General features: G+C 49.7%; 26 protein-coding genes and 1 tRNA gene. 12 read left to right on the forward strand and 15 right to left on the reverse strand.

Annotated elements, in window-relative coordinates; all coding sequences use genetic code 11:
• Positions 1-122: 122 nt before the first annotated feature.
• Both gndA and G5B47_RS13190 read right to left on the reverse strand, forming a co-directional pair.
• Positions 123-1,547, reverse strand: coding sequence for an NADP-dependent phosphogluconate dehydrogenase (gene gndA / locus G5B47_RS13185; RefSeq protein WP_165098712.1), 1,425 nt, complete (start codon positions 1,545-1,547; stop codon positions 123-125).
• Positions 1,548-1,759: 212 nt separating this feature from the next.
• Complete coding sequence (locus tag G5B47_RS13190) at positions 1,760-2,356, reverse strand: hypothetical protein (RefSeq protein WP_025334634.1); 597 nt, start codon at positions 2,354-2,356, stop codon at positions 1,760-1,762.
• A gap of 284 nt (positions 2,357-2,640) precedes the next feature.
• On the opposite strand from G5B47_RS13190, the gene G5B47_RS13195 reads away from it, so the two are divergent.
• Positions 2,641-3,264, forward strand: coding sequence for a DUF1054 domain-containing protein (locus tag G5B47_RS13195; protein WP_165098714.1), 624 nt, complete (start codon positions 2,641-2,643; stop codon positions 3,262-3,264).
• A 121-nt stretch (positions 3,265-3,385) separates the two neighbouring features.
• Here G5B47_RS13195 and G5B47_RS13200 read toward each other — a convergent pair whose 3' ends face one another.
• A complete protein-coding gene (locus G5B47_RS13200) occupies positions 3,386-4,681 on the reverse strand; it encodes an MFS transporter (RefSeq protein WP_165098717.1) in 1,296 nt (431 codons plus the stop codon).
• 87 nt (positions 4,682-4,768) lie between these two features.
• On the opposite strand from G5B47_RS13200, the gene G5B47_RS13205 reads away from it, so the two are divergent.
• The gene (locus tag G5B47_RS13205; protein ID WP_165098720.1) at positions 4,769-6,244 is read left to right on the forward strand and encodes an aminotransferase class I/II-fold pyridoxal phosphate-dependent enzyme; all 1,476 of its coding nucleotides are present in this window, start codon (positions 4,769-4,771) and stop codon (positions 6,242-6,244) included.
• A gap of 126 nt (positions 6,245-6,370) precedes the next feature.
• Here the strand turns inward: G5B47_RS13205 and G5B47_RS13210 are convergent, their stop codons facing one another.
• Both G5B47_RS13210 and G5B47_RS13215 read right to left on the reverse strand, forming a co-directional pair.
• Positions 6,371-6,727 (reverse strand): DUF1292 domain-containing protein, encoded by a 357-nt coding sequence (locus tag G5B47_RS13210; RefSeq protein WP_165098722.1) that lies wholly within the window; start codon positions 6,725-6,727, stop codon positions 6,371-6,373.
• Between the two features lie 94 nt (positions 6,728-6,821).
• The gene (locus G5B47_RS13215) at positions 6,822-7,379 is read right to left on the reverse strand and encodes a copper amine oxidase (protein WP_165098725.1); all 558 of its coding nucleotides are present in this window, start codon (positions 7,377-7,379) and stop codon (positions 6,822-6,824) included.
• A gap of 267 nt (positions 7,380-7,646) precedes the next feature.
• Here G5B47_RS13215 and G5B47_RS13220 point away from each other — a divergent pair, with 267 nt between their 5' ends.
• Positions 7,647-8,384 carry an MBL fold metallo-hydrolase gene (locus tag G5B47_RS13220; protein ID WP_165098727.1) on the forward strand — a complete coding sequence of 246 codons (738 nt, stop codon included), beginning with the start codon at positions 7,647-7,649 and terminating at the stop codon, positions 8,382-8,384.
• Between the two features lie 90 nt (positions 8,385-8,474).
• Here G5B47_RS13220 and G5B47_RS13225 read toward each other — a convergent pair whose 3' ends face one another.
• The 3 genes from G5B47_RS13225 to G5B47_RS13235 all read right to left on the reverse strand — a co-directional run bounded on the left by G5B47_RS13225 (position 8,475) and on the right by G5B47_RS13235 (position 9,606).
• Positions 8,475-8,711: a DUF3892 domain-containing protein gene (locus tag G5B47_RS13225; RefSeq protein WP_165098729.1), complete on the reverse strand. Its 237-nt coding sequence runs from the start codon at positions 8,709-8,711 to the stop codon at positions 8,475-8,477.
• Between the two features lie 81 nt (positions 8,712-8,792).
• Positions 8,793-9,236 (reverse strand): GNAT family N-acetyltransferase, encoded by a 444-nt coding sequence (locus G5B47_RS13230; protein WP_165098732.1) that lies wholly within the window; start codon positions 9,234-9,236, stop codon positions 8,793-8,795.
• Between the two features lie 139 nt (positions 9,237-9,375).
• Positions 9,376-9,606: a hypothetical protein gene (locus G5B47_RS13235; RefSeq protein ID WP_165098734.1), complete on the reverse strand. Its 231-nt coding sequence runs from the start codon at positions 9,604-9,606 to the stop codon at positions 9,376-9,378.
• A 178-nt stretch (positions 9,607-9,784) separates the two neighbouring features.
• On the opposite strand from G5B47_RS13235, the gene G5B47_RS13240 reads away from it, so the two are divergent.
• From G5B47_RS13240 to G5B47_RS13260, 5 genes are all read left to right on the forward strand, one after another.
• Positions 9,785-10,708, forward strand: a complete 924-nt coding sequence (locus G5B47_RS13240; RefSeq protein ID WP_165098737.1) for an AEC family transporter — start codon at positions 9,785-9,787, stop codon at positions 10,706-10,708.
• A gap of 45 nt (positions 10,709-10,753) precedes the next feature.
• A complete protein-coding gene (locus G5B47_RS13245) occupies positions 10,754-11,344 on the forward strand; it encodes an AAA family ATPase (protein WP_165098740.1) in 591 nt (196 codons plus the stop codon).
• A 163-nt stretch (positions 11,345-11,507) separates the two neighbouring features.
• Positions 11,508-12,500, forward strand: coding sequence for an ABC transporter substrate-binding protein (locus tag G5B47_RS13250; protein WP_165098742.1), 993 nt, complete (start codon positions 11,508-11,510; stop codon positions 12,498-12,500).
• Between the two features lie 3 nt (positions 12,501-12,503).
• Positions 12,504-13,214: a GTP-binding protein gene (locus G5B47_RS13255; protein WP_165098745.1), complete on the forward strand. Its 711-nt coding sequence runs from the start codon at positions 12,504-12,506 to the stop codon at positions 13,212-13,214.
• A 1-nt stretch (position 13,215) separates the two neighbouring features.
• Positions 13,216-14,010, forward strand: a complete 795-nt coding sequence (locus G5B47_RS13260) for an ATP-binding cassette domain-containing protein (RefSeq protein ID WP_165098748.1) — start codon at positions 13,216-13,218, stop codon at positions 14,008-14,010.
• Between the two features lie 146 nt (positions 14,011-14,156).
• On the opposite strand, the gene G5B47_RS13265 is transcribed toward G5B47_RS13260, so the two are convergent.
• Complete coding sequence (locus tag G5B47_RS13265; RefSeq protein WP_165098751.1) at positions 14,157-15,338, reverse strand: NAD(P)-dependent malic enzyme; 1,182 nt, start codon at positions 15,336-15,338, stop codon at positions 14,157-14,159.
• Between the two features lie 282 nt (positions 15,339-15,620).
• Here G5B47_RS13265 and G5B47_RS13270 point away from each other — a divergent pair.
• Positions 15,621-15,692: transfer RNA gene (locus G5B47_RS13270), tRNA-Val, on the forward strand.
• A 146-nt stretch (positions 15,693-15,838) separates the two neighbouring features.
• On the opposite strand, the gene G5B47_RS13275 is transcribed toward G5B47_RS13270, so the two are convergent.
• The 4 genes from G5B47_RS13275 to G5B47_RS13290 all read right to left on the reverse strand — a co-directional run bounded on the left by G5B47_RS13275 (position 15,839) and on the right by G5B47_RS13290 (position 19,017).
• The gene (locus G5B47_RS13275) at positions 15,839-16,999 is read right to left on the reverse strand and encodes a site-specific integrase (RefSeq protein WP_235957163.1); all 1,161 of its coding nucleotides are present in this window, start codon (positions 16,997-16,999) and stop codon (positions 15,839-15,841) included.
• Between the two features lie 112 nt (positions 17,000-17,111).
• Positions 17,112-17,282, reverse strand: a complete 171-nt coding sequence (locus tag G5B47_RS13280; protein ID WP_235957164.1) for a helix-turn-helix domain-containing protein — start codon at positions 17,280-17,282, stop codon at positions 17,112-17,114.
• Positions 17,283-17,287: 5 nt separating this feature from the next.
• Positions 17,288-18,778 carry a YfjI family protein gene (locus G5B47_RS13285; RefSeq protein WP_165098756.1) on the reverse strand — a complete coding sequence of 497 codons (1,491 nt, stop codon included), beginning with the start codon at positions 18,776-18,778 and terminating at the stop codon, positions 17,288-17,290.
• Between the two features lie 77 nt (positions 18,779-18,855).
• Positions 18,856-19,017 (reverse strand): hypothetical protein, encoded by a 162-nt coding sequence (locus tag G5B47_RS13290; protein WP_165098758.1) that lies wholly within the window; start codon positions 19,015-19,017, stop codon positions 18,856-18,858.
• Between the two features lie 91 nt (positions 19,018-19,108).
• Between G5B47_RS13290 and G5B47_RS13295 the strand changes: the two genes are divergently transcribed.
• From G5B47_RS13295 to G5B47_RS13305, 3 genes are all read left to right on the forward strand, one after another.
• Positions 19,109-19,912: a hypothetical protein gene (locus G5B47_RS13295; RefSeq protein WP_165098760.1), complete on the forward strand. Its 804-nt coding sequence runs from the start codon at positions 19,109-19,111 to the stop codon at positions 19,910-19,912.
• A gap of 97 nt (positions 19,913-20,009) precedes the next feature.
• Positions 20,010-20,639 (forward strand): replication initiation factor domain-containing protein, encoded by a 630-nt coding sequence (locus G5B47_RS13300; RefSeq protein WP_165098762.1) that lies wholly within the window; start codon positions 20,010-20,012, stop codon positions 20,637-20,639.
• Between the two features lie 841 nt (positions 20,640-21,480).
• Positions 21,481-21,831, forward strand: coding sequence for a helix-turn-helix domain-containing protein (locus G5B47_RS13305; RefSeq protein ID WP_165098764.1), 351 nt, complete (start codon positions 21,481-21,483; stop codon positions 21,829-21,831).
• A 665-nt stretch (positions 21,832-22,496) separates the two neighbouring features.
• On the opposite strand, the gene G5B47_RS13310 is transcribed toward G5B47_RS13305, so the two are convergent.
• Positions 22,497-23,096, reverse strand: coding sequence for a JAB domain-containing protein (locus G5B47_RS13310; protein WP_165098766.1), 600 nt, complete (start codon positions 23,094-23,096; stop codon positions 22,497-22,499).
• 126 nt (positions 23,097-23,222) lie between these two features.
• A complete protein-coding gene (locus G5B47_RS13315) occupies positions 23,223-23,444 on the reverse strand; it encodes a hypothetical protein (protein WP_165098768.1) in 222 nt (73 codons plus the stop codon).
• Positions 23,445-23,451 lie beyond the last annotated feature (7 nt).

Consider the following 23,451-nt stretch of genomic DNA (forward strand, 5'->3'; position numbering starts at 1 on the left):
ACAGGGTGAAAACTCAGCACAATGCTTCGTCCATCCGATTATCCCATGACCTCATAAAAAAGCCCGGAAGAACCGCCAGAAGGCGGACTCTTTCCGGGCTGTGAGGCGAAGTATACTCGCCTTTATTCGGATTGCGCTTCGGCGATCCAATCGTGGTGGAAGATGCCTTCCTTGTCCACGCGCTTGAAGGTATGCGCACCGAAGTAGTCGCGCTGCGCCTGAAGCAGGTTCGCCGGAAGACGCTCCGTGCGGTAGCTGTCGTAGTATGCCAGGGCGCTCGCAAAACCAGGAACCGGAATGCCGCGTGTAACGGCTTCGGCAACCACTTTGCGCCATGCGTCCTGATAAGAAGTCATGACGTCCTTGAAGAACGGATCCAGCAGCAGGTTCTTGAGCTCCGGATTGTTCTCGTAGGCGTCCGTAATGTTTTGCAGGAAGCGGGAACGGATAATGCAGCCGCCGCGCCAGATTTTGGCGAGATTGCCGTATTTCAGGTTCCAGCCGTATTCATCGGAAGCGACGCGCAGCTGCGCGAAGCCTTGAGCGTACGAAACGATCTTGCTCGCGAACAGTGCTCTGCGAACATTCTCGATGAATTCAGCCTTGTCACCGCTGAACGGCTCCGATGCCGGACCGCTCAGGACCTTGCTGGCTTCCACACGCTCTTCCTTCATCGCGGACAGGAAGCGGGAGAAGACGGATTCGGTGATCATGGACAGCGGCACGCCGAGATCCAGCGAGCTTTGGCTTGTCCATTTGCCGGTGCCTTTTTGACCCGCCGCGTCAAGAATGACGTCGACCATCGGTTTGCCGGTCTCCGGATCGTACTGAGCGAAGATGTCCTTCGTGATCTCGATCAGGTAGCTGTCCAGTTCGCCTTTATTCCACTCGGCGAATGTGGCATGCAATTCTTTTTCATCCAGTCCCACTACATCCTTAAGAAGCTGATAAGCTTCGCAGATAAGCTGCATATCGCCGTACTCAATGCCGTTATGCACCATTTTGACGTAATGGCCGGCTCCGTCCGGTCCGATATATGTACAGCAAGGTTCTCCGTCCACTTTGGCCGAGATCGCTGTGAGGATCGGCTCCACCAATTGATATGCACTTTCCTGACCGCCAGGCATAATGGAAGGTCCTTTGAGCGCGCCTTCTTCGCCGCCGGATACGCCAGTGCCGATAAAGCGGAAGCCCTTCTCTTCGAGTTCCTTGTTGCGGCGAACCGTATCCGGGAAGTAAGCATTGCCACCGTCGATGATGATATCGCCTTGATCCAGATGCGGAATCAGTTGCTCGATCGTTGCATCCGTCGCTTTGCCCGCCTGAACCATGATCAGGATTTTGCGCGGAGTTTCCAGCGACTGCACAAATTCCTCAACGGAGAAAGTGCCTGTCAAATTCTTGCCTTCAGCTTCTTTGAGAAGATCATGCGTCTTCTCGGGGGAACGATTGTATACCGATACGGTAAAGCCTCTGCTCTCGATGTTAAGAGCCAAATTTTTGCCCATTACAGCCAGGCCTATGACGCCGATTTGTTGTTTTGCCATCTGGTCCTCCACCCTTTTTACACTTTTAATTTTGTGTGAAGCATCAAGAGATCAATTTCATTGACAAAATGCATCTTTGATGAAATTTGACTCGCAACGTAACCATTCTAACGTTTTTTTCACCAGAAGTGAACCCCTAAGGGAAATTGCCTCGCAAATCGAAGACACCCCTTTACCAGAGGTGCCCAAATCATGCTTGATTCAAACTGTATCTACCATTCCAATTTCGTTAATTCCTTCATCAAAAATGTGAGTTTTTCCTTGGAAAGCTTCGCCTGCTGCTCGTCCTTGCGGGCCAAAGCGGCGCTTAGCCGGTCCAGCTCCTCGTCGACTTCGATTCTGCGCTCGCGGATTCGCTCTTCGCCCAGTGTCGAGTAGAACATTTTCGTAAGTTCCTGGTCGGACAGCATAGGGCCTTTCTGATAGAGCACCCTCTGCTGATAGCCGGATATCTCCACCAGGCGGATGACCTCGCCGAACAGGATGTTCTCGATGATGATTTGACGGTCGCGGAACCGCTTGACGATGGCATGCCCGCGCATATCGCCAATCAGCTTCTCCATCCATTCCGCCAGTCGGGCATCGCGAATCATGTAATCGCCCACCAGCTTGTAGCCGTCCCTGATCCGCTGAAAGCGGAGCTTGATAAGCTTTCGCCCGGTACGTACCGATATGACAAAAAGATTATCGCTCTCGCTCCAGTACAAGGAATAGCCTTCCTGGATCAAATCCTTGATCAGATTCTGAATATGCATACGGTCAAACCGGAGCTCCAAATTGCAGTACTCCACCTCGTCGTTCTTATTCACGGCACTCCCTCCTCTATGCCTTGGGATAGCAAAACCGACCTTGTCATTTGCGTCTTTTGTGCTTACGGAAGCCGTGACTGCCGCCGGTAAACACAAGCGGCCGCGGGTAAAGATTCTTTGCGTTAAGCCTACACTTATTTTATACTTCAGTTTATGTAGCGGGAACTTGGTTTATTGACTATTTTTACCCGCTTCCACAACATTCCAAACGCTTTTGCCGCGGATAAATAGCGCGCATTATGGCGAAATCGGAACATTCGCATAGAGCTTAGAGGTGACAGGATTTGACGTTTAACGGATTTGCAGCAGAAGATTTCGAAGTATTTGCCATAGGCGGCCTGGAACCCCGGATGGAGGCTCTCATCTCCAGGGTACGGCCCAAGCTGACGGCGCTCGGCGACGAAGTCGCCCCGTTTCTTTCCGCCCTGTGCGGGGAAGAAATGTATCCTCATGTGGCCAAGCACGCCCGGCGGACGGTGCATCCGCCAAATGATACCTGGGTGGCCTGGGGGCCCGGAAAAAGAGGCTACAAAGCGCTCCCCCATTTCCAGACGGGAATGTTTCACAGCCATCTGTTTATCGTGTTCGCCATCATTTATGAGAGTTCGAACAAGATTATTTTCGCCGATGCGCTCTCCGGCAGCATTTCTGAAGTCCGTAAGCAGCTGCCTGGAAATTATTTCTGGTCCACGGACCATCTGGACCCGCACGGAACCCCGCAATCGGACATGGACGATGAACAGTTCGCCCGGTTGACGCGCCGTCTCAAGGAGGTCAAGAAAGCAGAGGTCACCTGCGGCCTGCGGATAGAAAGCGGCGATCCCGTTCTTCGGGACGGCTCGGCGCTTCTCAAGATCATCGAACAAACCTTCGAGACGCTGCTGCCGCTGTACCGGATGGCGTTCTAAGGGAATTTTTTCACCCCCCTGATTTCTTCAAAAAAGAAAGGCAAAAACCGCCCGCTCACCGTAACATAGGAGAGCGGGCGGTTTGTATTTGGGGCACGGCTTTTAGGGGAAAGCTCCACGCTCAAGACCGCGTTAACTGGAGTGCCTCGTTTTTCCGTTTGGTGCGGCGAACAATCGCCAGATGAAGGAAGAACAGCAGCACCATGACTAATGAGCTCGCTATAAAGGGTACGCCGTGCCCGACCGAATCCCAAAGCTTGCCCGATACGATGGGACCGGCCACCATACCGGAGCCCTGCAGGGTAAGAAATATTCCCCATACCGTTCCGCGTTCGCCTTTGGGCACCTGCTTGGCTATGAAGGCGTTCCATGCGGGCAGGATACAAGCATAGCTGATCCCGACCAGAGCGACAACCACGAAGACATACGGCAGGCTGCGTACGTAAGCAAAGGTGGCGAGCGAAGCAGCGGCCAGCAGGAAGCCGGTATTGAGAAACGCCTCCGTGCCGATCCGGTCGACCAGCTTGCCCGCCGGAACCAGAGCCAGCACGGTGATGCCGCCGCCGGCAATCAGCAGGAGATTGAACTGGATCGGCGATAAATGCAGCTCCGTCCGGGTGAACAGAGTGACGACCGGCGTCATCAGCCCGATGGCGAACGCCTGCAGGAACAAAGCCGGGTACAGCAGACGGCTGACCCTCAGCGATTGTTTAAGCTGGAGCAGCGTCCGCTTCAGACTCGCGAGCGGCGACAGCTTCGGACGGGTCGCTTCCGTCACTTGGGTGCCGCGCGTCACGGCATGAACCCCATGGCCGATCCGCGCCGGAAGCAGCAGGGCAACGGCGACCACGGCAGCGGCAAAGGCCAGCAGCACGAAGAATACGGTGCGGTAGCTTTGATGGCCGTGGTCCATCAGAAAGTTGACCGTGATCGGGCCGATGCCCGTACCGGCCAGGGAGGCCATCTCCACGGCGCCCATAGCCGCGCCGCTGCTGCCGCTCTTGGTGGAGACGGCCAACTCGGTTACGCCCGTCATGACGCAGGGCCAGAGCGGGGATGTACCGATCCCTAGAATCAGGCAGGCCAGCGACAGAGACGCCGCATCTTTGGCGTAAATAATAAGGATTACGGCCACCGCGATCATAATCAGCGCGCCGGTCATTGTCCAGCGGTACCCGATCCGTTCCATGATCCAGCCCGAAGGGCCGCGGAAGAGATTGTCACCGAGATACTGCAGTGCAAAGGCAAGTCCGACTACCGTGACGGATAGCCCAAGAACGTTCTCCATATAGACGGGAAGCAGCGCGACAAGCAGTGATCCCTTCACAAATTCAACCAAAAAAATGATAAACCACATCTCGATTATGAACGGCGACGCCAGACTGATATGCGTGCGCTGCTGGGTATTTGCAGGCATTACATCACATCCTAGTATTATGATGATTGTTTTGTTATACTTCTCTTTGTTTGCGACTTCAGTTATAGAAAGGTTGTGGGAGTATTAATGGATCAATCGCTTACCCCTCTCTTCACGGCTCTAAAAAAGCACGCTGCCGGAAATCCGGTGCAATTTCATATTCCCGGTCATAAAAAAGGTGCCGGAACCGATCCCGAGTTCAGGGAATTCATCGGTGATAACGCCTTTTCCATAGATCTGATCAATATTGCACCGCTCGACGACCTGCATCAGCCCAAAGGCGTGATCGCCCAGGCACAGAACCTGGCGGCGGAAGCGTTTGGAGCGGACTATACTTATTTTAGCGTTCAGGGCACCAGCGGAGCCATCATGACGATGATTCTGTCGGTCTGCTCGCCCGGGGAAAAGATTATCGTGCCCCGCAATGTCCACAAATCGGTCATGTCCGCCATTATCTTCTCGGGGGCAAAGCCGATCTTTGTCTCCCCCGTACAGGATGAGAATCTCGGCATCGACCACGGCATTACGACCAGTTCGCTCAAACGGGCCTTGCAGCGCCATCCGGACGCCAAAGGGGTTCTTGTCATCAATCCGACCTATTTCGGGATATGCGCCGATCTTCGATCGATCGTCGATCTGGCCCACAGCTACGGCGTTCCCGTGCTTGTCGATGAGGCCCACGGGGTGTTGATCCATTTCCACGAGGAGCTGCCGATGTCGGCCATGCAGGCCGGAGCCGATATGGCTGCAACAAGCGTTCATAAGCTCGGCGGCTCCATGACCCAAAGCTCCGTACTCAACGTAAACGCCGATACCGGTCTTATCAATCCGCAGCGCGTACAGACGATGCTCAGCATGCTGACTACAACATCGACCTCATACGTCTTGCTGGCATCTCTCGATACGGCAAGACGCCAGCTTGCCCTCCATGGCCATGACATGGCTTCTAGAGCAATTGCGCTGGCCAACTATGCGAGAGAAGCGGTTAACGAACTTGAAGGCCTGTACAGCTTCGGCAATGAAATTCTCGGCACGGAAGCTACCTTCGACCATGACCCTACGAAGCTGAGCATCCACGTGCGTCATTTGGGTATCACGGGCTGGGAAGCAGAGAACTGGCTGCGCGAGAAGTATAATATTGAAGTTGAAATGAGCGACATGTATAACATTCTTTGCCTAATCACGCCGGGAGATACTCAGCAATCGGTCGACAAGCTGTTGTCGGCACTGCGGGTGCTCTCCGCCATCCATTACGGCAAAGGCGATATCTATGAGCTTAAAGTCCAGGTTCCCGAAATTCCGCAGCTTGCGCTTACACCGCGTGACGCCTTCTATGCGGACACGGAGCTTGTCCCGTTCAAGGAATCAGCCGACCGGATTATCGCGGAGTTCATTTATGTGTATCCTCCGGGTATTCCAATCCTGCTCCCTGGAGAAGTTATTACCCAGGATAACATTGATTATATCCTCGACCATGTGGAGATCGGTCTTCCGGTCAAGGGACCGGAGGATCGCACTCTTACTCATGTTAAAGTTATCGTCGAGGCCGACCCGATTTTTTAATATATCCCGAATTAAGGTGCTTCACCTTTATCTCCCAAATAAAAACCCGATACCTGATCATAGGTATCGGGTTTTCTTGATTTGGCTCCGGGATGTTCCCGGGCTTCTTCTATATCTCGTCCGAATTTATCCCTGCTGTGCAATCAGCTCTTGATAAGCCTCTTCTACAGCTTTCCATTCCGCTTCGTCTTCGATATTGTAAAGCACCATTTCTTCGTCTTCTTCTTCCATGCGGAGAATGATGCCGTCGGCTTCGGGGTTCTCGCGTTCCAGCAGCAGCGCATAGAGCTTGTCGGCTACGTCGAACGTTTCCACCAGCACCATTTCCACATCTTCGCCCTGCTCGTTAGTCAAAGTCAACACAAACTCCTCATGCTCATGGTCGTGTCCGCAGCCGCATCCATCATGGTCATGGCTGTGCCCATGATGATGGCCATGTCCGCCGCAGCATTCTCCGCCATGCTCATGTTTGTGATCGCTCATTGAAATACCTCGCTTTGAATTGAATTATCCTACATTTGGTATGGTAACACGTAAGACGAGCCCAGGTCAATTTACAGACACTTAAGGCAAAGCGTTAATCGAGCGCAGTGATGACCTTCTCGGACACGAGCGCGTAATCGCCGTTTCGGGTCGCCTTCATGTAAAAGCCGAACCGGTATTTGCCCTTCTCCTTAAAATCGTACGTAATTTCTTTCGTAGAGAACCAGAAATTGTCTTCTTGTCCGCCGTCCAAATCACTGGAATCGAGGTCCTTAACGTTGCCGGAAGGATCGGTAATCGACAACTTGACGCCCGCAATATCGTCGGTCAGGCTGTCCACCTGACACAGCGCCCTGAATTTTAGCTTACCCAGTTTGACTTTGCCAAAGATGGTATCGCCCTTGAACAGGGATATATGAACATTCGGTTTAAGAATCTTCACCTTGCCGGAGTCGCTCCAGATCACCAGCCCGTCGATTTCACGAGCGGGTATATAGGTCTTACCATCAATAAAGTACCCTCCGTCGGATAACTCCTTGCCGTTGCTCCATACGCGTACTTTTTGATATACCGAATCGGCAAACAGCACCGAACCGCCCATCAGGGAAAATGCCAACACGCACACAGCCACTTTTCTCCATCTTTTATTCATCGCCGTTCGTACCTCCATACTAATTCATGCTGTTAATATATACTTCATACGTATAGGCAAGTTGCGCCCGGCCCGGCAAAATTTTCTTCCGTTTCGCATAAGGGCGTCTTTCTTGGTGCAATATGGATAAAATGAGAGAGGGCGCCATAAAATCCGTGTCATACAGGCGATTTATCGAGAGTTTAGATTTGGATTATATAACTTCATTCTGCGTTTACAAAAGGCTGATATGATAATACAGATGGCTAACCCGGGAGGTATACAGGAATGACTGTCAAATTGCAAATGCTCGGAACGGGCAGCGCCTTCGCCAAAAATTATTTCAACAATAACGCCCTGCTGCTGGGCAGCGGCTACAACCTGCTGATTGACTGCGGCATTACCGCTCCACTGGCCATGCATGAGCTGGGACGTTCGTTCGAGGAGATCGACGCGGTCCTGATAACCCATCTGCATGCCGACCACGTTGGCGGACTGGAGGAGCTGGCCCTGTCGCTTAAACATAAAACGGGCCGCAAAATGACGCTTATGCTCGCCGAAGCTCTCGTCGATCCATTGTGGGAACATACCTTGATGGGCGGATTGTACCAAGAGGGTATAACGACTTCGCTGGACGATGTCTTTCATGTCCGTCCCCTTCACCCTGATACGAATTACTCCCTCTCGCCGGAGATTAGCGTTCATCTTCTTCGGACACCCCACATACCGGGGAAAGACAGCTATTCGCTTATGCTGAACGAGGAGGTATTCTACAGCGCCGATATGACGTTCGAGCCTGAGCTGCTGACCGGTCTTGTGCGAAACCGTGGCTGCCGCAAAATTTATCATGACTGCCAGCTGGAAGGCCCGGGAGTCGTACATACAACCCTCGATGAGCTGAAGAGTCTTCCGGAGGACATCCGCAGCAGAATCTCCTTGATGCATTACGGCGACGAGAAGCCGGATTATATCGGGCGGATAGCGGGAATGGATTTTTTGGAACAGCATGTAATTTACGACCTGTAAAAAGACTAGAAGGTTCAGGCCCACCGCTCACCCATCTTTGGTAATTAAAAAAGGGACTGCCCCGGGGCAGTCCCTGTCATTTCGCTGCGCTTAGAACAGCGGTAGCTGGTCAAGATTGTTGGTCGGGTCTCCGTCGGCATCCCCTCTGATATGAGGAGCCCCGTCCTTGCCTTTAAATATATTGACGCCGGCTATCGCTCCGGCCTGAATTTCCTGAAGAGCCTGTTCATAGCTCAGAACACGACCCGTAGAGGTCTGAAACGAAGTCAAATCTCCGTCACCGTTCTTTTGAACCGCCACAAAACGTTCCCGTCCTCCGTTCACCATCTGGACAATCTCCTTTATTGCAAATTTGCCAATAATCAGGCAACTCATAGTTTGTCCGAAGAACAGGAGGGATATGTGGACCTATAATTTTTTTTGCATCCGCACATGCAGGATTCCGGCATCGTAGAACGGCTTCTCAGAAACAACCTCGTAACCGAGCCTCCGGTAGAACGATTCGGCCTGGCACTGTCCGTCAAGGATGGATGTTTCGAGCCCAAGCTCCCGGGCCAGCTCTTCCAGCGCGAGCATCAGCACCCGGCCGTAGCCCTTGACTCTGTATTCCTTAAGCACAGCGATCCGCTGCATTTTGGCGGCTCCCTCGCGGTAATAGGTCAATCTTCCCGTGGCAACGGGAACCCCGTCATCTATGATCAGCAAGTGATGGGCATCGGGGCCAATCTCATCGAAACGGTCGATTTCTTCCTCCACGGGAACCTTTTGCTCCTCTACAAACACCTTTTTGCGGATCTCCAGCCCCTGCTGCAGCTGCTCCCCGGTTGTCACGCGCACAATCTCCGCCGCCATGAATATGGTTGCTCCCCTCTATGGTCTCGATGTTGTCAATCAAACTATTATACTGAATATCGTTCGGACTGTATAGCCGAATAAGAAGGAGCGCGGCAACGCGTCCCCTCTTAAGTTATCGGCAGCTTACAGGCCGTTATCAGCGGTCCGTGTATACATCCTCTGGAATGGATTTCGTGTATACGTCCTGCAGCACCGGCGCCAGCGGATCGCCTTCTTCTCCAAGCCCCTTTCCGGGATTTCTGTTTGTCACATCCATCGAATCGGGAAGAGCTGGAGCGGTAGACAGCCCGCCGGGATAGATGCAGCCGGAGGCGGCAATAAGCAGCGCGGCGAAGACCGCGGCCAGACCCAGTTGTCTTTTATTCATCATGCGGCTCCTTTACTCGGATTTACCTTTCCAGGTTTGTCCAATAGTTTTAACGAAACCGGTTTATTTTATAACCCGCCCTACTCTCTGGCAAAAGTCAAGTTATGCTATAATAGCTACGTTTGATTGTACTTTTACGACCTATGATTATACTTTTATATTGAAAAGAGCTGATTTCGTGATAGGTGAGATTTTGATTCAGGTTGTGCTGCCTGTATTTATACTGATTGGCGCCGGATCGCTGCTGCAGCGGCTGTTTCGGCTGGATTTGTATACGCTGGCCAAAATCAACTTCTACTACATAACGCCCGCCGCCGTGTTTATGAGCATGTACCTCTCCAAAATGTCGGCTTCCCTCCTCGGCCTGGTAGTCGGCTTCTATGCGCTTTACATAGGCATTCTATATATGGTTTCCTTTACGCTTACACGTTCATTAAAATACTCCACAAGCATGAAAGCCGCGTTCACGAACAGCGTGGTTCTCGATAACGCCGGAAATTACGGCATGCCGGTCAATGAGCTGGCTTTTCATGGGGATTCTCTCGCCGCTTCGCTTCAATCGCTGATTATGGCGCTGCAAAGCCTGCTCACCTTTACATATGGCGTCATATCCATCCAGCGGGCCAAGCTGAAAGGCAATTACCGGATCGTCATTATCGGCTTTTTGAAAATGCCCGTTCCTTATGCGCTGGTGCTGGGATTATTGTTTCACGCTTTCTCCGTGCCTTTGCCGATGTTCATTTCGAAACCGCTCACTTACGCCCAGGAATCAATGGTTGCCGTCGCCCTGCTTACGCTTGGAGCACAAATTGTCAAATATCCGATTCGCCTTGCCCGTCTTGATCTTTATCTGAGCCTTCTCCTGCGCCTGTTTGCCGCTCCAACGATCGGCATTCTGCTTGTGCTTGCGCTTGGTATCAAAGGCATTCCCGCCCAGGCTCTCATTATCGCTTCCGGCATGCCAACCGGCGTCAACGCTTCGCTGCTGGCTGAGGAATATGGCAACGAGCCGGACTTCGCGGCCCAGACCGTGCTCATCTCAACGCTGCTGAATGTCGTTACGATTACGGGTCTGATTTCGCTGGCCCGAATGTTGGGGTAAGAAATCCGATTCACTTTCATATAAGAGATAGGGGAGGAACAGACCATGAATAAGCTCGTATTTTTTCTCGGGGGAGCAGGAGCCGGCAAGACCACACTCGCCAAGGCGCTGGCAGCAAGACGAAAAATCGCCTTCTTCGACATGGATATCCTGCTGCGGCCGGCGGCAGACGCGATTATGACACTTCACGGACTGGACCCCTCCGACCGCGATTCACAGGAATACAAGAAGCTCTGCCGCGATTTGGGGTACCGGATTACGATGGACGCCGCGCTGGACAACGTCAAGCTGAATGTCGACAGCGTAGTTGTCGGCCCTTTTACAAAAGAAGCCGAGGATGAAGGATGGATTGCGCGCGAGCTGGCCCGGATCGGACGTTCCCTGTCTGATGTCGAGGTTAAAGCGGTCGTGGTCAGCCTATCCGATGAGAGGCTGTACAAGGAGAGAATTACTGCAAGAGGCTCCGCCCTGGATGATTGGAAGCTGCGCCACTGGGATGATTTCCGTTCCTCTCTAGGAGCACGTACGGTAAAATGGCCGCTTCCCTCTTCCTTCATCCTGTACTTTGACAATTCCGGTTCGGACCCAGACCTTGCTGCGGACGCCGTAGAGCGTTTCGTTTACCCGGAGGAATAAGGTGTCACCCTTCCAGGTTTTAGATGGAGAGAATGCGGGAATGTTTGTAGTATTGTCAAACATTTTGACCTTGTGCAAATTGTGAAACAATTCACCGCTAATTATAATTAAACATAACTTACAAGCGCGTCTTCCAACGAAGGCAAGGAGAGGATGAATAAATATGAAATCCGAAACGGCACAAGTCAAAGAAAGATTGCCCCGCCACCTGCTTGCCATGCTACCCTGCCCGCTTAAGGTGCCTCTTGAAGAAACATTTTTGCACCAGCAGAGCTCGGGGCTCTGGTCCGAGCTGGACCCGGAAGAGCTGGCATTTGAAGGAAATGCCAATCAGAGCGACTTCTATAAGACAGTGGATCAGTTTGATTCCGCGGACGAACTGCCGGATGTCGTGATTACGCCGGGGATCAGCAGCTTTTTCCATCCAGACTTCCGCACCCGGTTTCTTGATCATGACGTATTCGCCGACGCCGCCGAATACGTCCCTAATGAGCGGTTCGCGGAAATCGGGATGAAGGACCCGACAGGCAGGGTAACGCTGATGTGCGTGAATCCGCTCGTTATTGTCGCGGATAAAGCCCGGCTGGGCGATACGCCCGAACCGCGCTCATGGAGCGACCTGTTGAATCCGGTCTACCGGAAGCAGGTAACGATGAGAGGCCATAACGGCACCTTTTGCGAGACGGTGCTGCTGACCATCGGACAACGCTTCGGCCAGGATACGCTGACCGGGCTTGGACGTTCGGTTCGCCAAGGACTCCACCCGGGTCAAATGGCAAAGCTGGCGGGAACCGACAACGAGGCGGGAACGGCTCTTTACGTCATGCCGTATTTTTATGCAAATATGATCCGTAAACGGGATAAAGTCAATATTATCTGGCCCGAGGAAGGCGCGATTGCAAGCCCTGTCTTCCTGCTGGCCAAGAAGAATGCTACGGAAGGCGGACGCCGGCTGGCTTCCTTCTTCACAGGCGAAGAGACGGCCCGGCTCTGCGAACAGGCCTTCTTCCCTTCGCCACATCCTTCTGCTACGTCTTCGGTCCCTGATCGCAAGCTGCTGTGGATGGGCTGGGACCTTGTCTGGAACCGGGATATCCAGGCTTTGACGGACGCTGCCAACGCCGCCTTCAACAAAGGCTTTGCAGAGGGGGTCTGACCGATGAAGCTCATAACCGTGGCCGGCCCGCCGTCGAGCGGCAAAACCTCCATGCTTCTGCGTGTGATTGATTGGCTAAAGGAGCAGGGACTTCAAGCGGGGGTCGTCAAATTCGACTGCGTCGCGTCCAAGGATGATGAGCGCTACCGTGCCAAAGATGTTCCGGTGCTTCTCGGTCTTGCCGGCAATCTGTGCCCGGATCATTATTTTGTGACCAATATTGAAGCCTGTGTCCGCTGGGGGCAGTCGCTGGAGCTGGATATTCTGATCAGTGAAAGCGCAGGACTGTGCAACCGCTGCTCCCCGTTCATCCGCCACGCACTGGCGGTCTGTGTGATCGATAATTTATCGGGGGCGAATACTCCGACCAAAATGGGGCCTCTGCTCAAGCAGGCCGATATCGTCGCCATTACCAAAGGCGACATTGTATCCCAAGCCGAGCGCGAAGTGTTCCAGTATCAGGTGCGTAAAGTGAATGCCAAAGCCGAGGTGCTCCAGATCAACGGCCTGACCGGCCAGGGCAAGGAACGCCTTGGCGCTCTGCTGAAGCAGGCGCAGGATATCGATACCCTTGACGGGCGGAAGCTCCGGTTCTCGATGCCTGCGGCGGTCTGTTCCTACTGCCTGGGCGAAACGAAAATCGGCAGCGATTATCAGATGGGCAACGTCAAGAGCATTGCGATTCCAGACGTTCCCCGCCCGGAGGTGAGCTAAGATGACGGACAGCATTGAGTCCATTACGATTCTGGGGGGCCGTTCCAAGTCAGGCAGCCCCGAGGATGTCAATCTGAGGCTGGTACCCGGCGATCTTGTAGCCGTTGTGGGGCCGACCGGCTCCGGGAAGAGCAGGCTGCTGGCCGATATCGAATATGTTGCCCAGCGCGATACGCCGAGCGGGCGCTGCATCCTGATTAACGATCAGCCTCCCGCGCCCGAGCTCAGGTTCGCCTGGGGAAGAAAGCTGATTGCACAGCTGTCCCAGAACATGAACTTTGTGATGGACGCTACGGTAGCGGAATTTATCGCCATGCATGCGGAATGCCGCGACACCCATTTCGAAGAAGCGGGACTTGCGAATCTCATCGACAGCGTCGTCGCCCAGGCCAACCGGCTGACCGGCGAACCGATTCATCCGGACACTCCGCTTACCGCGCTGAGCGGCGGCCAGTCGCGGGCCCTGATGATCGCGGATACCGCGATTCTGTCTGACAGCCCGATTGTGCTCATCGACGAAATCGAGAACGCGGGAATCGACCGGAGGCAGGCGCTGGACATCCTCGTGCAGAATCAGAAGATTGTACTGATGGCAACCCATGACCCGATTCTGGCGCTGCTCGCGCACAGCCGCATTGTGCTGAAGAGCGGCGGCATCGCCGATGTTCTCCGCAGCGACGAAGGCGAATCCGAGCTGCTGGAGGAATTGCAAAAAGCGGACGCCGCCATCATGGCGGTCCGCGAGAAGCTGCGCCGGGGCGAGCGGCTGGGAAGCGCCGCGTTCAAGATCTCCTGACTTACCGCGGCTGACGGTCCGTTTACTCTCCGTTAATATGCCGAAATATAAAAAGCGAACCGGCCCATCCTTGGCCGGTTCGCTTTTTATATTTAATAAAGTCAGACCTCGTTCATCTCAGCAGAATGTGCTGCCTTTCACTTGAGTTAGTACACGCTGGTCAGTGCTTTTTTCCGGGCAACGCCGGTTCGGATAGCCGCTTCGGCTACCGCCTTCCGAATGCATTCCACGACCCGCTTGTCGAAAGCGTTGGGAATGATGAAATGCTCGTTCAGCTCGGATTCGTCGACCGCCGACGCGATCGCTTCCGCAACCGCAAGCTTCATTTCGTCGTTAATGTCGGTGGCACCGCAGTCCAGGGCTCCCCGGAAAATGCCCGGGAAGCAAAGCACATTGTTAATCTGGTTCGGATAATCGGAGCGACCCGTCGCCATAACCTTGACATACGGGGCCGCAAGAGCGGGATCGATCTCCGGTGTCGGATTGGCCATGGCGAATACGATCGGATCTTTGGCCATATTTTGAACATCCTCGACTTTTAGCACGTTCGGTGCGGAAACCCCGATAAATACATCCGCCCCCTTGATGCAGTCGGACAAAGAGCCTTGCTCCAGATGGGGATTGCTGATCTGAGCAAATTCGGTCCAGTGATGCTTGTCGTACACATTCTGGCGGTTAATCGCGCCTTCGCGGTCGACGCCGATCAGATTTTCGGCTCCAGCGCCCAGCAGCATTTTTGCGATCGATATGCCTGCCGCTCCGCAGCCGTTTACGACAATTTTGACATCCCTGATGTCTTTGTCTACCACCTTCAGCGCGTTAAGCAGCCCGGCCAGCACCACAATCGCCGTACCATGCTGATCGTCGTGAAATACCGGAATATCCAGCTCTTCCTTAAGGCGGCGCTCAATTTCGAAGCAGCGGGGAGAAGAAATATCCTCCAGATTGATGCCTCCGAACGTGGGAGCCAGCGCCTTGACGATCGCGATAATCTCTTCCGTGCTCTTCGTGTCCAGGCAGATCGGCACCGCATCCACATCGGCAAATTGTTTGAACAGCGCAGCTTTTCCTTCCATGACCGGCATGGCCGCTCTCGGTCCGATGTCGCCAAGCCCCAGTACCGCCGTACCGTCGCTGATGACCGCCACTGTATTTTTTTTCGTAGTCAGCTCAAATGCTTTATCCTGATCTGAAGCGATGGCTTGACATACCTTGGCAACACCCGGCGTGTAGACCTTGGCCAGATCCTCCATCGATTCGATTGGATGCTTCAAAGTTGTTTCCAGCTTGCCGCCTTGATGAAGCAGCATGATTTCCTCCACATTCATGGTTATCCCTCCTGGTAATTGGCTGACCGTTTCGCGCTTTTAGGTCCTTCTTTATTTATCCTGAATCGGGATGCTTGCGACCCCTAATCGTTAATTCGGTATTTCGGTCTACAATTCTTAATTCAATCACATAACCCTGAGGGATTTCCGCCAAATACATCACATTGATAGGTAAGCTTTTGAATTTATCGCTAATTTTTTGGGGAGCGCTCCCTGTCTATTTCATTTTTTAAAAAACAGTTGCATCTCCTGCCAGCTTTATGATATTATAAATCTCGTTGCAGGACGGTAGCTCAGCGGGAGAGCACTATCTTGACAGGGTAGGGGTCATGGGTTCGATCCCCATCCGTCCTATACGCAGAAAGCCTTGTATATCAAGGCTTTTTTGGTTTTTAAGGACATATTCCATCTCAACATAGCCTCTCCATTGCCTTCATGGTAGCACCGTGGTAGTAAGTCAGTTCATATCTTCCTGTATCCTTCAATCACCGCTGGGCAAATCAGGTTCTGAATAATTGTTCTCCCAGAGCGTGTGCAGCTTCTTCCTGCATGTTCGGAAACAGGTGAGAGTATAGATCAAGGGTAATCTGTATTGAAGCGTGTCCCAAGCGCTCTGATACGATCTTAGGGTGCACGTTATTCTTAAGCAGCAGTGAAGCATGGGTGTGTCTAAGATCATGAAAAGTAATAGGATGAAGTTCGGACTTCTTAAGCATGCTGTACCACGTTCTGGACAGGTTCCTCGGCGTTGTAGGCGTACCGACTGTCGTGCATACCACAAGATCATTATCTTCATACATAGCCCCAGCATAGCTCTTCTCAAGTTGTTGTCTTCGCCGCCACTTATCCAACATACTGACCGTGTCTGGATCAATAGAGATCGTGCGAACGCTTGTCGTTGTCTTGGCTCCAGGACGAAGTGTTTTGCCATCATGACTCAGTGTTTGTCTAACTGACACTATTCCTCGTTCCAAGTCCACGTCGCGCCATCTAAGCCCCAGAATTTCTCCTTGCCGCATACCTGTAGCGAGAGCCAGATGGAAGGCTTCATAATATCGGACCTCTTCCCTGCGAACTGTATTAAGAAAAAGTTTAACCTCTTCGGCTGTCCATACCTCCATATCTTTCTTACCTCCTTTGGGTTTGTTATCAATTCGCGTAGCAACGTTTCTCGGTATAATGTCCTTTCTTTCAGCGGAGTTGAGCGAAGCTGTGACAACGTTATAGATGCGTTTGATTGTACCTTCAGCCAGTCCCTTTGCCCGCAGATCATTCATGAAACGTTCAATTATCAGGACATTCAGTTTGGACAATGGATACTGGCCGAGTTGAGGCATGATATGGAGCCTGATATATGATTCTGTGCTTTTGGTGGTTTGATCGCTGTAATTTGCCGACTTGCCTCTGAACCACTCCTTAAGAAACTCACCATATGTCATCTTTGAGGGCTCATAGTAACTTCCTTTATCCGCCTGTACCTGAGCATCTCTGAGGGCTTTTTTGGCTTCCCGTTCATTCTTGAAGCCGCGCTTCTTCTTCTGAATTCGCTTGCCGTTAGCGTCCTTGCCCAAGGTTAAGGTGTAAAACCATAACTCCTTGTTCTCTTTCTTAACAAAGTATTTTCCTACATAACCCGCAACCGTCATATCCGCATTCATCATTTTCAAAACCTCCATTTCACTTATTATCATTGTTATAAGAATTATTCGGTTTATGGATCACCACGAATGCGCTCAATCTGCATTCTTCACCACTTCCTTTCAGGCTTTTATTCTAACCGTTGAGCCACTTGAAAAAGACTCCTTTCAGAATACGGATCGACTTCCCTACACGCACTACATGGAATTGTCCCGAATTCACCAGTTCATAGGCTTGGCGGCGGCCAATGCCCAGTATATTTTGAATATCCGCTACGTTAAGCACTTCAGGGTAGGATTGATACATCAAAATCATCCTTTCTTGTTTTCTTTAGGTAATGGGATACGATCAATCTTACGTGGAGCCTTCGGTACCTCGCTTGGAGCGGCATAGTGACGTAGAGCCTCGCTGCTTAACTGGACCATCTCGGCGTTTGTCTGATTCCTGAATGTATCAATATAACCACGATGCTTTAATATCTTGAGTGCATCGTGCAATCGTTCTGATTTGGCGAACTTCCCTTTGGTTTTTTGCCATACAAATTGCCTCCGAAACTCAGTGTCATTAGTCTGCGAATTTATTTTAAGTAGTGCTCCCCAAAGGTACTTTGCAGCTTCTATTTCTTCTTCAACCTTTATACATCCAAAGGCAGCAAGAGTATGTTCATAGAAATAGTCCCGTGACGCGAGCACCTTTTCAAGAGTATCACGATTAATAACTGATCTTACGTCTGTAATCTGAACAGGATCGCCTTCAAAGTGTTCAGCGACATGAACAAGGGATGCAATTTTGAGCAAATGTGCAGGCAAGCGATCCGTCCACAACTTCAAAAACTCATACTCCGAATCGGCATTCAAATTTTCTTCATGTTGTCCCAAGAAATCCAGAAAGAGCACCTGCGCCTCTTCAGAAAGTGTTAATTCACTAACGTTATCGGCATTCATTTGCATCATGAACTGAATGGTTGATTCATACTTGTCGACTATAGAACGATCTATTGATTTGGGAGTAACATCCCTTTTGCCTCGCATTGACTTTGGCACGGCATACAAGAAGCGCCCAAAGAGTCCCCGATCAGTAAAGCGTTCAGGTAGTCCTTGAAGAACGCTTGGTTGGACAAATAAGCCGATGGTAAGGATAGGTTCTTCCAGCATTTCAGTTTTCCTACCGATTCGGTCAACGGTAAGATAATCGCCCGTGTATCCCTTCAAATAAACATCAAGATTTGGCATAGTACTGTAACGTTTACCATCCAACATTTCAAATAAACCTCCTTCAGAGGAGAGCAAGGCCATTCGCTCATTGTTTTCCTGAAGCAGGCCGATTAACTTTTCTGGAGTTACATCATCTGCAATAAATCTTGGAAGACTCATTTTGCTTGAGGCTGATTTCTGCTCGGTGTCGGTATCTGTATCGTTGTCTGATATGAAAGCTTTAACAGCAGCCTTTTCATAATCGATAATAGGTTTTATAAACATACTATGAACCGTACTTTTACGCTCTCCTGATGACATTACAACTACGTTGTACAAATTGTTTCGTTCGACCCAGGTTCCCTCACTGAAAGGACGAATCTTAAACTTTTTGGCGAGCGCTGTTGAGAGAACAGATAGGGCCGCCATACCTGATGCGTCATATGGAGTCTGAGTTGCATCTTGAACAGCCATAGTGTACTGTTGCAGCCACTGAGGAAAGATATCTGAAGGAAAAGACGGGAGTACTTTGCTTTCTTCAAAGGTCACTAGTTCTATTTCTGATTTTTCTGATTTAATTACTATGTTATTTGGCAGTTTGATACTCATAATTGCGCCCCCTTGAGATTAATAGGTAAAATGTTTTACAGAGCAGTGTTGGTGTGACTACCAGTATTGTGTAGCGATTAAAGTGTTGGCTGCATTAATTTCTTTTCCCATGATTCGTTCACTCCTTCTGCTGTTTGCTGAGCGTTGCCGCTTGCAAGAATGACTTTACAGCAGCTTAAAATCGGTTTCAATACCTTCTGCCAACCTTGTAATGAACGCTGTTTTGCTTCAATTTTCACTTGATATTAATTCACTAATATCTGGATATTCCGAGTAAGCTTTTTGAAGATTCTATCGATTATTTCAATTTGGACTAATGGAGCGATTTGAATGAGACAATCGTCAGTACAGAATATGATGTTCGCAGATAGCCGTCTGGTATGGGAAGTAACAGGGAACAATTACAGATTATTCATTGACTACAGCATAGGAAGGAAATTCCGTTTTGTGCGGGAAGTATTAGAAGGCCTGTATTCTAGCAAAGAGTACAGCAGAGGAAAGGCTGCAAAGGCAGCTGGGATTTCGTATCAAGGGCTGAAGAACATAGAAGAAATTGAGAACTACCAGCCGAATACCAGTACGATTGAATTGCTGAGCCGAGTCTATAATCTGCCTTCACTGCTATTTACTAATCAGGAATATCAGTTGTCTTTAGAGGGTTTCCTCATTGGCAAGAAAGAGAACAAAGCGAAGTTTTTAGGTGATTATCGTAGAGTTCATATTTTCCCACATATACTTGATCCAGAGTACAGACCAGTTCATCATAAGTGCAATGATCATAGGAGCGTTGAGGGAATTGTTGGTGAAATTGATACTGAAGGGGAAGATGTAGTATTTGATGTTAACGGCAAAATGAGTCTGGATAGAATTACCCTTCAGCTTTCATTGAAGCTTTTCCAAACCTCCAGCAGCATTCTGCTTCAAGAGAATGATTTGGTAACAAGTGCCATTATTGTACCTGAAGACTTAGAGCATTTAGAAGAATTGATTAAGCGGGAAGTGGAATTCTTGGAGAGGAAATATAATCAAAGAAAGGCCGATGATAAGATTAAAGATGTGGGCAGCAGTTTGGAGCGCTACTTACAACGGTTACATAAAAGCGAGCAGAACGAGAACGTAAGTTCTGACTTGTAATTTTATAAACAAAGGGTTGTGTTACCAGTAACGAGATAAATATGTCCTTAATTCTTCACATGGGCACTGTCTCAATTATTACTGGGAGGCAACCACTTTGAACATAAGCTCTGATACCAAGCGTCTGAAGGCAAGATTGAATGATGTACAAGCACGACTTCTCTTTGAACAAGTCATTAAGCCATATAAGCAACGATTCAATGCCCACTACCATTACTCAGCCGATGATAAGCGTAACGCTGTTTTTCTCGGTCATCTGCCAAGAGCGCCTTATATGAACTATACGACGGCGTTGACCTTTCACGGGTACTCTCACGGCAGTCCCTTGCTACGGGATATCTTCGCTGTAGTGCCCTTGGAAGAGTGGCTGGTCAGCGAAATACACATTGCTTTCGATTTTGACCAGCCCTACAAGCAGTTCCACGCCATCCGCCCTCCAAAAAGAGCAGATGTTAGCTCCTTTGATTCCTCAATCTACATTGGGGGTAAATCCTCTTCTTCAAGGCTCCACATGTATGACAAGCAACTGCAAATGAAGAAAAAGCATAATATATGTACCGATATCTGGACAAGGGTAGAGATGCGCTATAAGCTCACGCCGATGAAATGTGTAGCGAGTCTGGAGATGGCTGACTTCTCATCAGCAAGTCAGTACTATGTACTTCAGGATATCTCCTGTCTGGACAATGAGATACGGGATATCGTAACGAAGCTGGATACTCGGTAGTTCAACTGGAAAGACATTGATTGGCGTACTAAAAATAAAATAAGAGAGCACGGCATCACCCAGGGCCTCAACCTGTATGACCTCATACTCTCTAATGTAGACGATATTCCGAGCTTTTTATATACTCCAGTAGCCAAGAAGGATAGAAGAAGAAGCTCTTAGTAGTAATCTCAATGTTAAGCGTAAGCCTTATAAGGCCAGAATGCAAGACTAAGTGTACTACATGCGTCAAAGCCCTGATATAGCCTGATAAAGTCGCTATCGCCGCAATTCCTAACCAATCCTAATAGATGACTACAGGTAGAGAGAGCGATCAGGATAGGGATATAAGTATTAAGTTAGTATGCGGCCCATACTACATAAACACTTGATTTTTAAGGGTCTGAGACTCTTAGTAGGGTTAGTCTCCTTTTTATTGAGATTTTCTTATACGGGCTTAGCAATACTCGTTACTCAGTACAGAGCAGTCTCAAGTAGCTACTCCCACTCAAAAGTCCCTTGAATGGCCATTTGCTCAATACATAAAGGTGTAAGCCAAACTGCTTGTAAACCCAGCAGTGACGCGCCTTTCAGAACATTGCACGATAAAATATTCAACTCCCATGTGTTAACTTTGAATTAATCCCCCTTTTCACCATTCCTGATTTTTCAATCTTTCATATCGACTGGTCATTTTGTGCAAAATATTTGTTTTTTTATCCAAAAACCCCTTGTAAATGTGAGATGTAATGGTTACTCTCTGGTTAGTTCTTCGTAGAGGCACCTGCGACGGACAATCTCCTTCAATACAGCGGCTCCTTTAATGGGGCCGCACTAACTACACTAAGTAAGGGTGGATGGAATGCATAAAGAAATAATGGAATACTCCGCCGATGCTTTATTCGGTGAAGAAGATTATACAGCCTTCTGGAAATTCCCTAAAGAAGGAACAGGACCGATTCTTGTGGACTTGGATATTCTTAAAGTGGGGGAACAACTCCGTATCAAGCGATGCCATGATTGGCTAAATAGAAAAGAACTAGCGGATATACTTGGAATCAGTGTGAACACACTAGCGGATATTGAACACGGTAAGCGAGACATTCCTAATAAATGTAAAGATTCGGTTGCGCACTACCTGTACGGACAATACTACTGTTATGGAGTACTGGCAGTAGATTCTAAAGAAGACTGCAAATCAGGAGGTGATTAAGGTGAAGATGGGTGAAATTAGAGCGATTTTTGAGAAAGAGAACGCACGGCCTGATTGCACTGCAGCACAAAGGGAAGCAAATGAGTTCAGGTTAAAGATATATGAATACCTGACTAGAAGTCGAGCTCCATTTGAACCACGAACAATATTTGACCCGGAAATGGAGTTTTTGAAGTATGGCAAGAGATATACACCTAATTCATTACTGCGATAACTGTGCGTATGGCCTTAACTTTATTAAGCAAGCATAGAATCACCAAGGATTTAGAATAGTGAGTATTCGTAACCTTGGTAAGGCTGTAAGAGGTATTAAGAATTTCATGTTAGAACGATTATTATAATACGGCTTTGTATCAGTGCTAGACATAGAATGTGAACCCACGTATGAAGTGTACGAGCGAACTGCGGCGAGCGTCAAGCGAGCCGAATGTGCAAGCCGAAGGCCATAATTTGAGAGCCGACCAAACGGCCGACTCTCTGGGTAAATCAGTTTTTTCGATAAGCTTCGGTAGCTTCTTTCTCCGTATGTTCATCCAGTACCGAACGCATGACACATTCTAGTTGCTGGAGCGCCCTGTGAGATAGACCGAGTTTCTTTCCAGCGAGCAATGCATATCCGTAAATTGCGAAGTTGTTCAAAATACATATCCCCCTATTAAATACCATTACATAAGCCCATGCTCTTTGAATGAGTAAAAGCTTTCCGCAGATAATATGATATGATCCAACATCTCGATTCCGAGTAGCTCTCCAGCGTTAGATAATCGGGTGGTCAACTGGAGATCTTCTTGAGAAGGTTCCGTAAACTGACTGGGATGATTATGAATGGCTATCCAGCTTGCCGCAGCCCTTTGAATTAATGAACGGTATACTTCTCTTACTCCTACAATAGCGGAGCTAAGACTCCCGATGCTGATCTGGGATTTGCAGATAACTTGATTTTTTGTTGTCAGTGGAAGCGCCCAGAATTCTTCATGCATGAGGTGCCCAATCTCATATCTCATTAGCTGGAATACATCTTCAGGCTTTCTGATAAAACAATTTGCTTCCTGAGGAGTATTCAAGGCTCTTGCCAGCTTCAGTGTGCTAACGATCTGACGGGCCCTAGCTGGGCCAACTCCTTTTATTTGAATGAGTTCTGCTTCACTAGCACCTAAGAGTTCATAAGGGCTGACAAATCGATTAAAAAGCTCCTGCATAACATAGCCGTCCTCCTTAATGCAAAGCGCATCACTAAGGGCGGATTTAATAGAATACATATCCATGGGTTTTTCCCTCCACATAAAATGAAATAGAGGAGCAGCCCATGCCACTCCTCTTGAATGCGTATAGATATTGAGTTAAGATTTACTCGTGTTGGTTACCAAGGCCGCATTGCCGTGCGGTCTTTCTTATTGCCTTTCTTTGATCCGCTTCAGATACCGCTCCACTTGCTTGGGATAGTACTTGAAGAAATAACCTCGTACATACTTGATGGCTAGTTCCTCATTGGTTTTCCATTGACGAATGAAGTATGCTTTAAGCACATGCCCTGCCATACTGATCTGATTTTGCATAACCAGTTGCCGCAGTAGAACCGTCATTTCATCATTGATGATTTTATTGTCTTCCAATTTTATC

The organism is Paenibacillus apii (assembly GCF_011043685.1).
Lineage (GTDB): Bacteria > Bacillota > Bacilli > Paenibacillales > Paenibacillaceae > Paenibacillus_AQ > Paenibacillus_AQ sabinae.

What these genes read in the sequence shown, in the direction of transcription:
- G5B47_RS13310 (WP_165098766.1), bottom strand. Translation starts at nt 23,096, where the DNA reads ATGGATATGTATTCTATTAAATCCGCCCTTAGTGATGCGCTTTGCATT.
- G5B47_RS13250 (WP_165098742.1), top strand. Translation starts at nt 11,508, where the DNA reads ATGAAATCCGAAACGGCACAAGTCAAAGAAAGATTGCCCCGCCACCTG.
- gndA (WP_165098712.1), bottom strand. Translation starts at nt 1,547, where the DNA reads ATGGCAAAACAACAAATCGGCGTCATAGGCCTGGCTGTAATGGGCAAA.
- G5B47_RS13275 (WP_235957163.1), bottom strand. Translation starts at nt 16,999, where the DNA reads ATGATGAATGCGGATATGACGGTTGCGGGTTATGTAGGAAAATACTTT.
- G5B47_RS13230 (WP_165098732.1), bottom strand. Translation starts at nt 9,236, where the DNA reads ATGGCGGCGGAGATTGTGCGCGTGACAACCGGGGAGCAGCTGCAGCAG.
- G5B47_RS13235 (WP_165098734.1), bottom strand. Translation starts at nt 9,606, where the DNA reads ATGAATAAAAGACAACTGGGTCTGGCCGCGGTCTTCGCCGCGCTGCTT.
- G5B47_RS13285 (WP_165098756.1), bottom strand. Translation starts at nt 18,778, where the DNA reads ATGAGTATCAAACTGCCAAATAACATAGTAATTAAATCAGAAAAATCA.
- G5B47_RS13210 (WP_165098722.1), bottom strand. Translation starts at nt 6,727, where the DNA reads ATGAGCGATCACAAACATGAGCATGGCGGAGAATGCTGCGGCGGACAT.
- G5B47_RS13205 (WP_165098720.1), top strand. Translation starts at nt 4,769, where the DNA reads ATGGATCAATCGCTTACCCCTCTCTTCACGGCTCTAAAAAAGCACGCT.
- G5B47_RS13280 (WP_235957164.1), bottom strand. Translation starts at nt 17,282, where the DNA reads ATGTATCAATCCTACCCTGAAGTGCTTAACGTAGCGGATATTCAAAAT.
- G5B47_RS13265 (WP_165098751.1), bottom strand. Translation starts at nt 15,338, where the DNA reads ATGAATGTGGAGGAAATCATGCTGCTTCATCAAGGCGGCAAGCTGGAA.
- G5B47_RS13255 (WP_165098745.1), top strand. Translation starts at nt 12,504, where the DNA reads ATGAAGCTCATAACCGTGGCCGGCCCGCCGTCGAGCGGCAAAACCTCC.
- G5B47_RS13245 (WP_165098740.1), top strand. Translation starts at nt 10,754, where the DNA reads ATGAATAAGCTCGTATTTTTTCTCGGGGGAGCAGGAGCCGGCAAGACC.
- G5B47_RS13295 (WP_165098760.1), top strand. Translation starts at nt 19,109, where the DNA reads ATGAGACAATCGTCAGTACAGAATATGATGTTCGCAGATAGCCGTCTG.
- G5B47_RS13305 (WP_165098764.1), top strand. Translation starts at nt 21,481, where the DNA reads ATGCATAAAGAAATAATGGAATACTCCGCCGATGCTTTATTCGGTGAA.
- G5B47_RS13215 (WP_165098725.1), bottom strand. Translation starts at nt 7,379, where the DNA reads ATGAATAAAAGATGGAGAAAAGTGGCTGTGTGCGTGTTGGCATTTTCC.
- G5B47_RS13220 (WP_165098727.1), top strand. Translation starts at nt 7,647, where the DNA reads ATGACTGTCAAATTGCAAATGCTCGGAACGGGCAGCGCCTTCGCCAAA.
- G5B47_RS13225 (WP_165098729.1), bottom strand. Translation starts at nt 8,711, where the DNA reads ATGGTGAACGGAGGACGGGAACGTTTTGTGGCGGTTCAAAAGAACGGT.
- G5B47_RS13260 (WP_165098748.1), top strand. Translation starts at nt 13,216, where the DNA reads ATGACGGACAGCATTGAGTCCATTACGATTCTGGGGGGCCGTTCCAAG.
- G5B47_RS13200 (WP_165098717.1), bottom strand. Translation starts at nt 4,681, where the DNA reads ATGCCTGCAAATACCCAGCAGCGCACGCATATCAGTCTGGCGTCGCCG.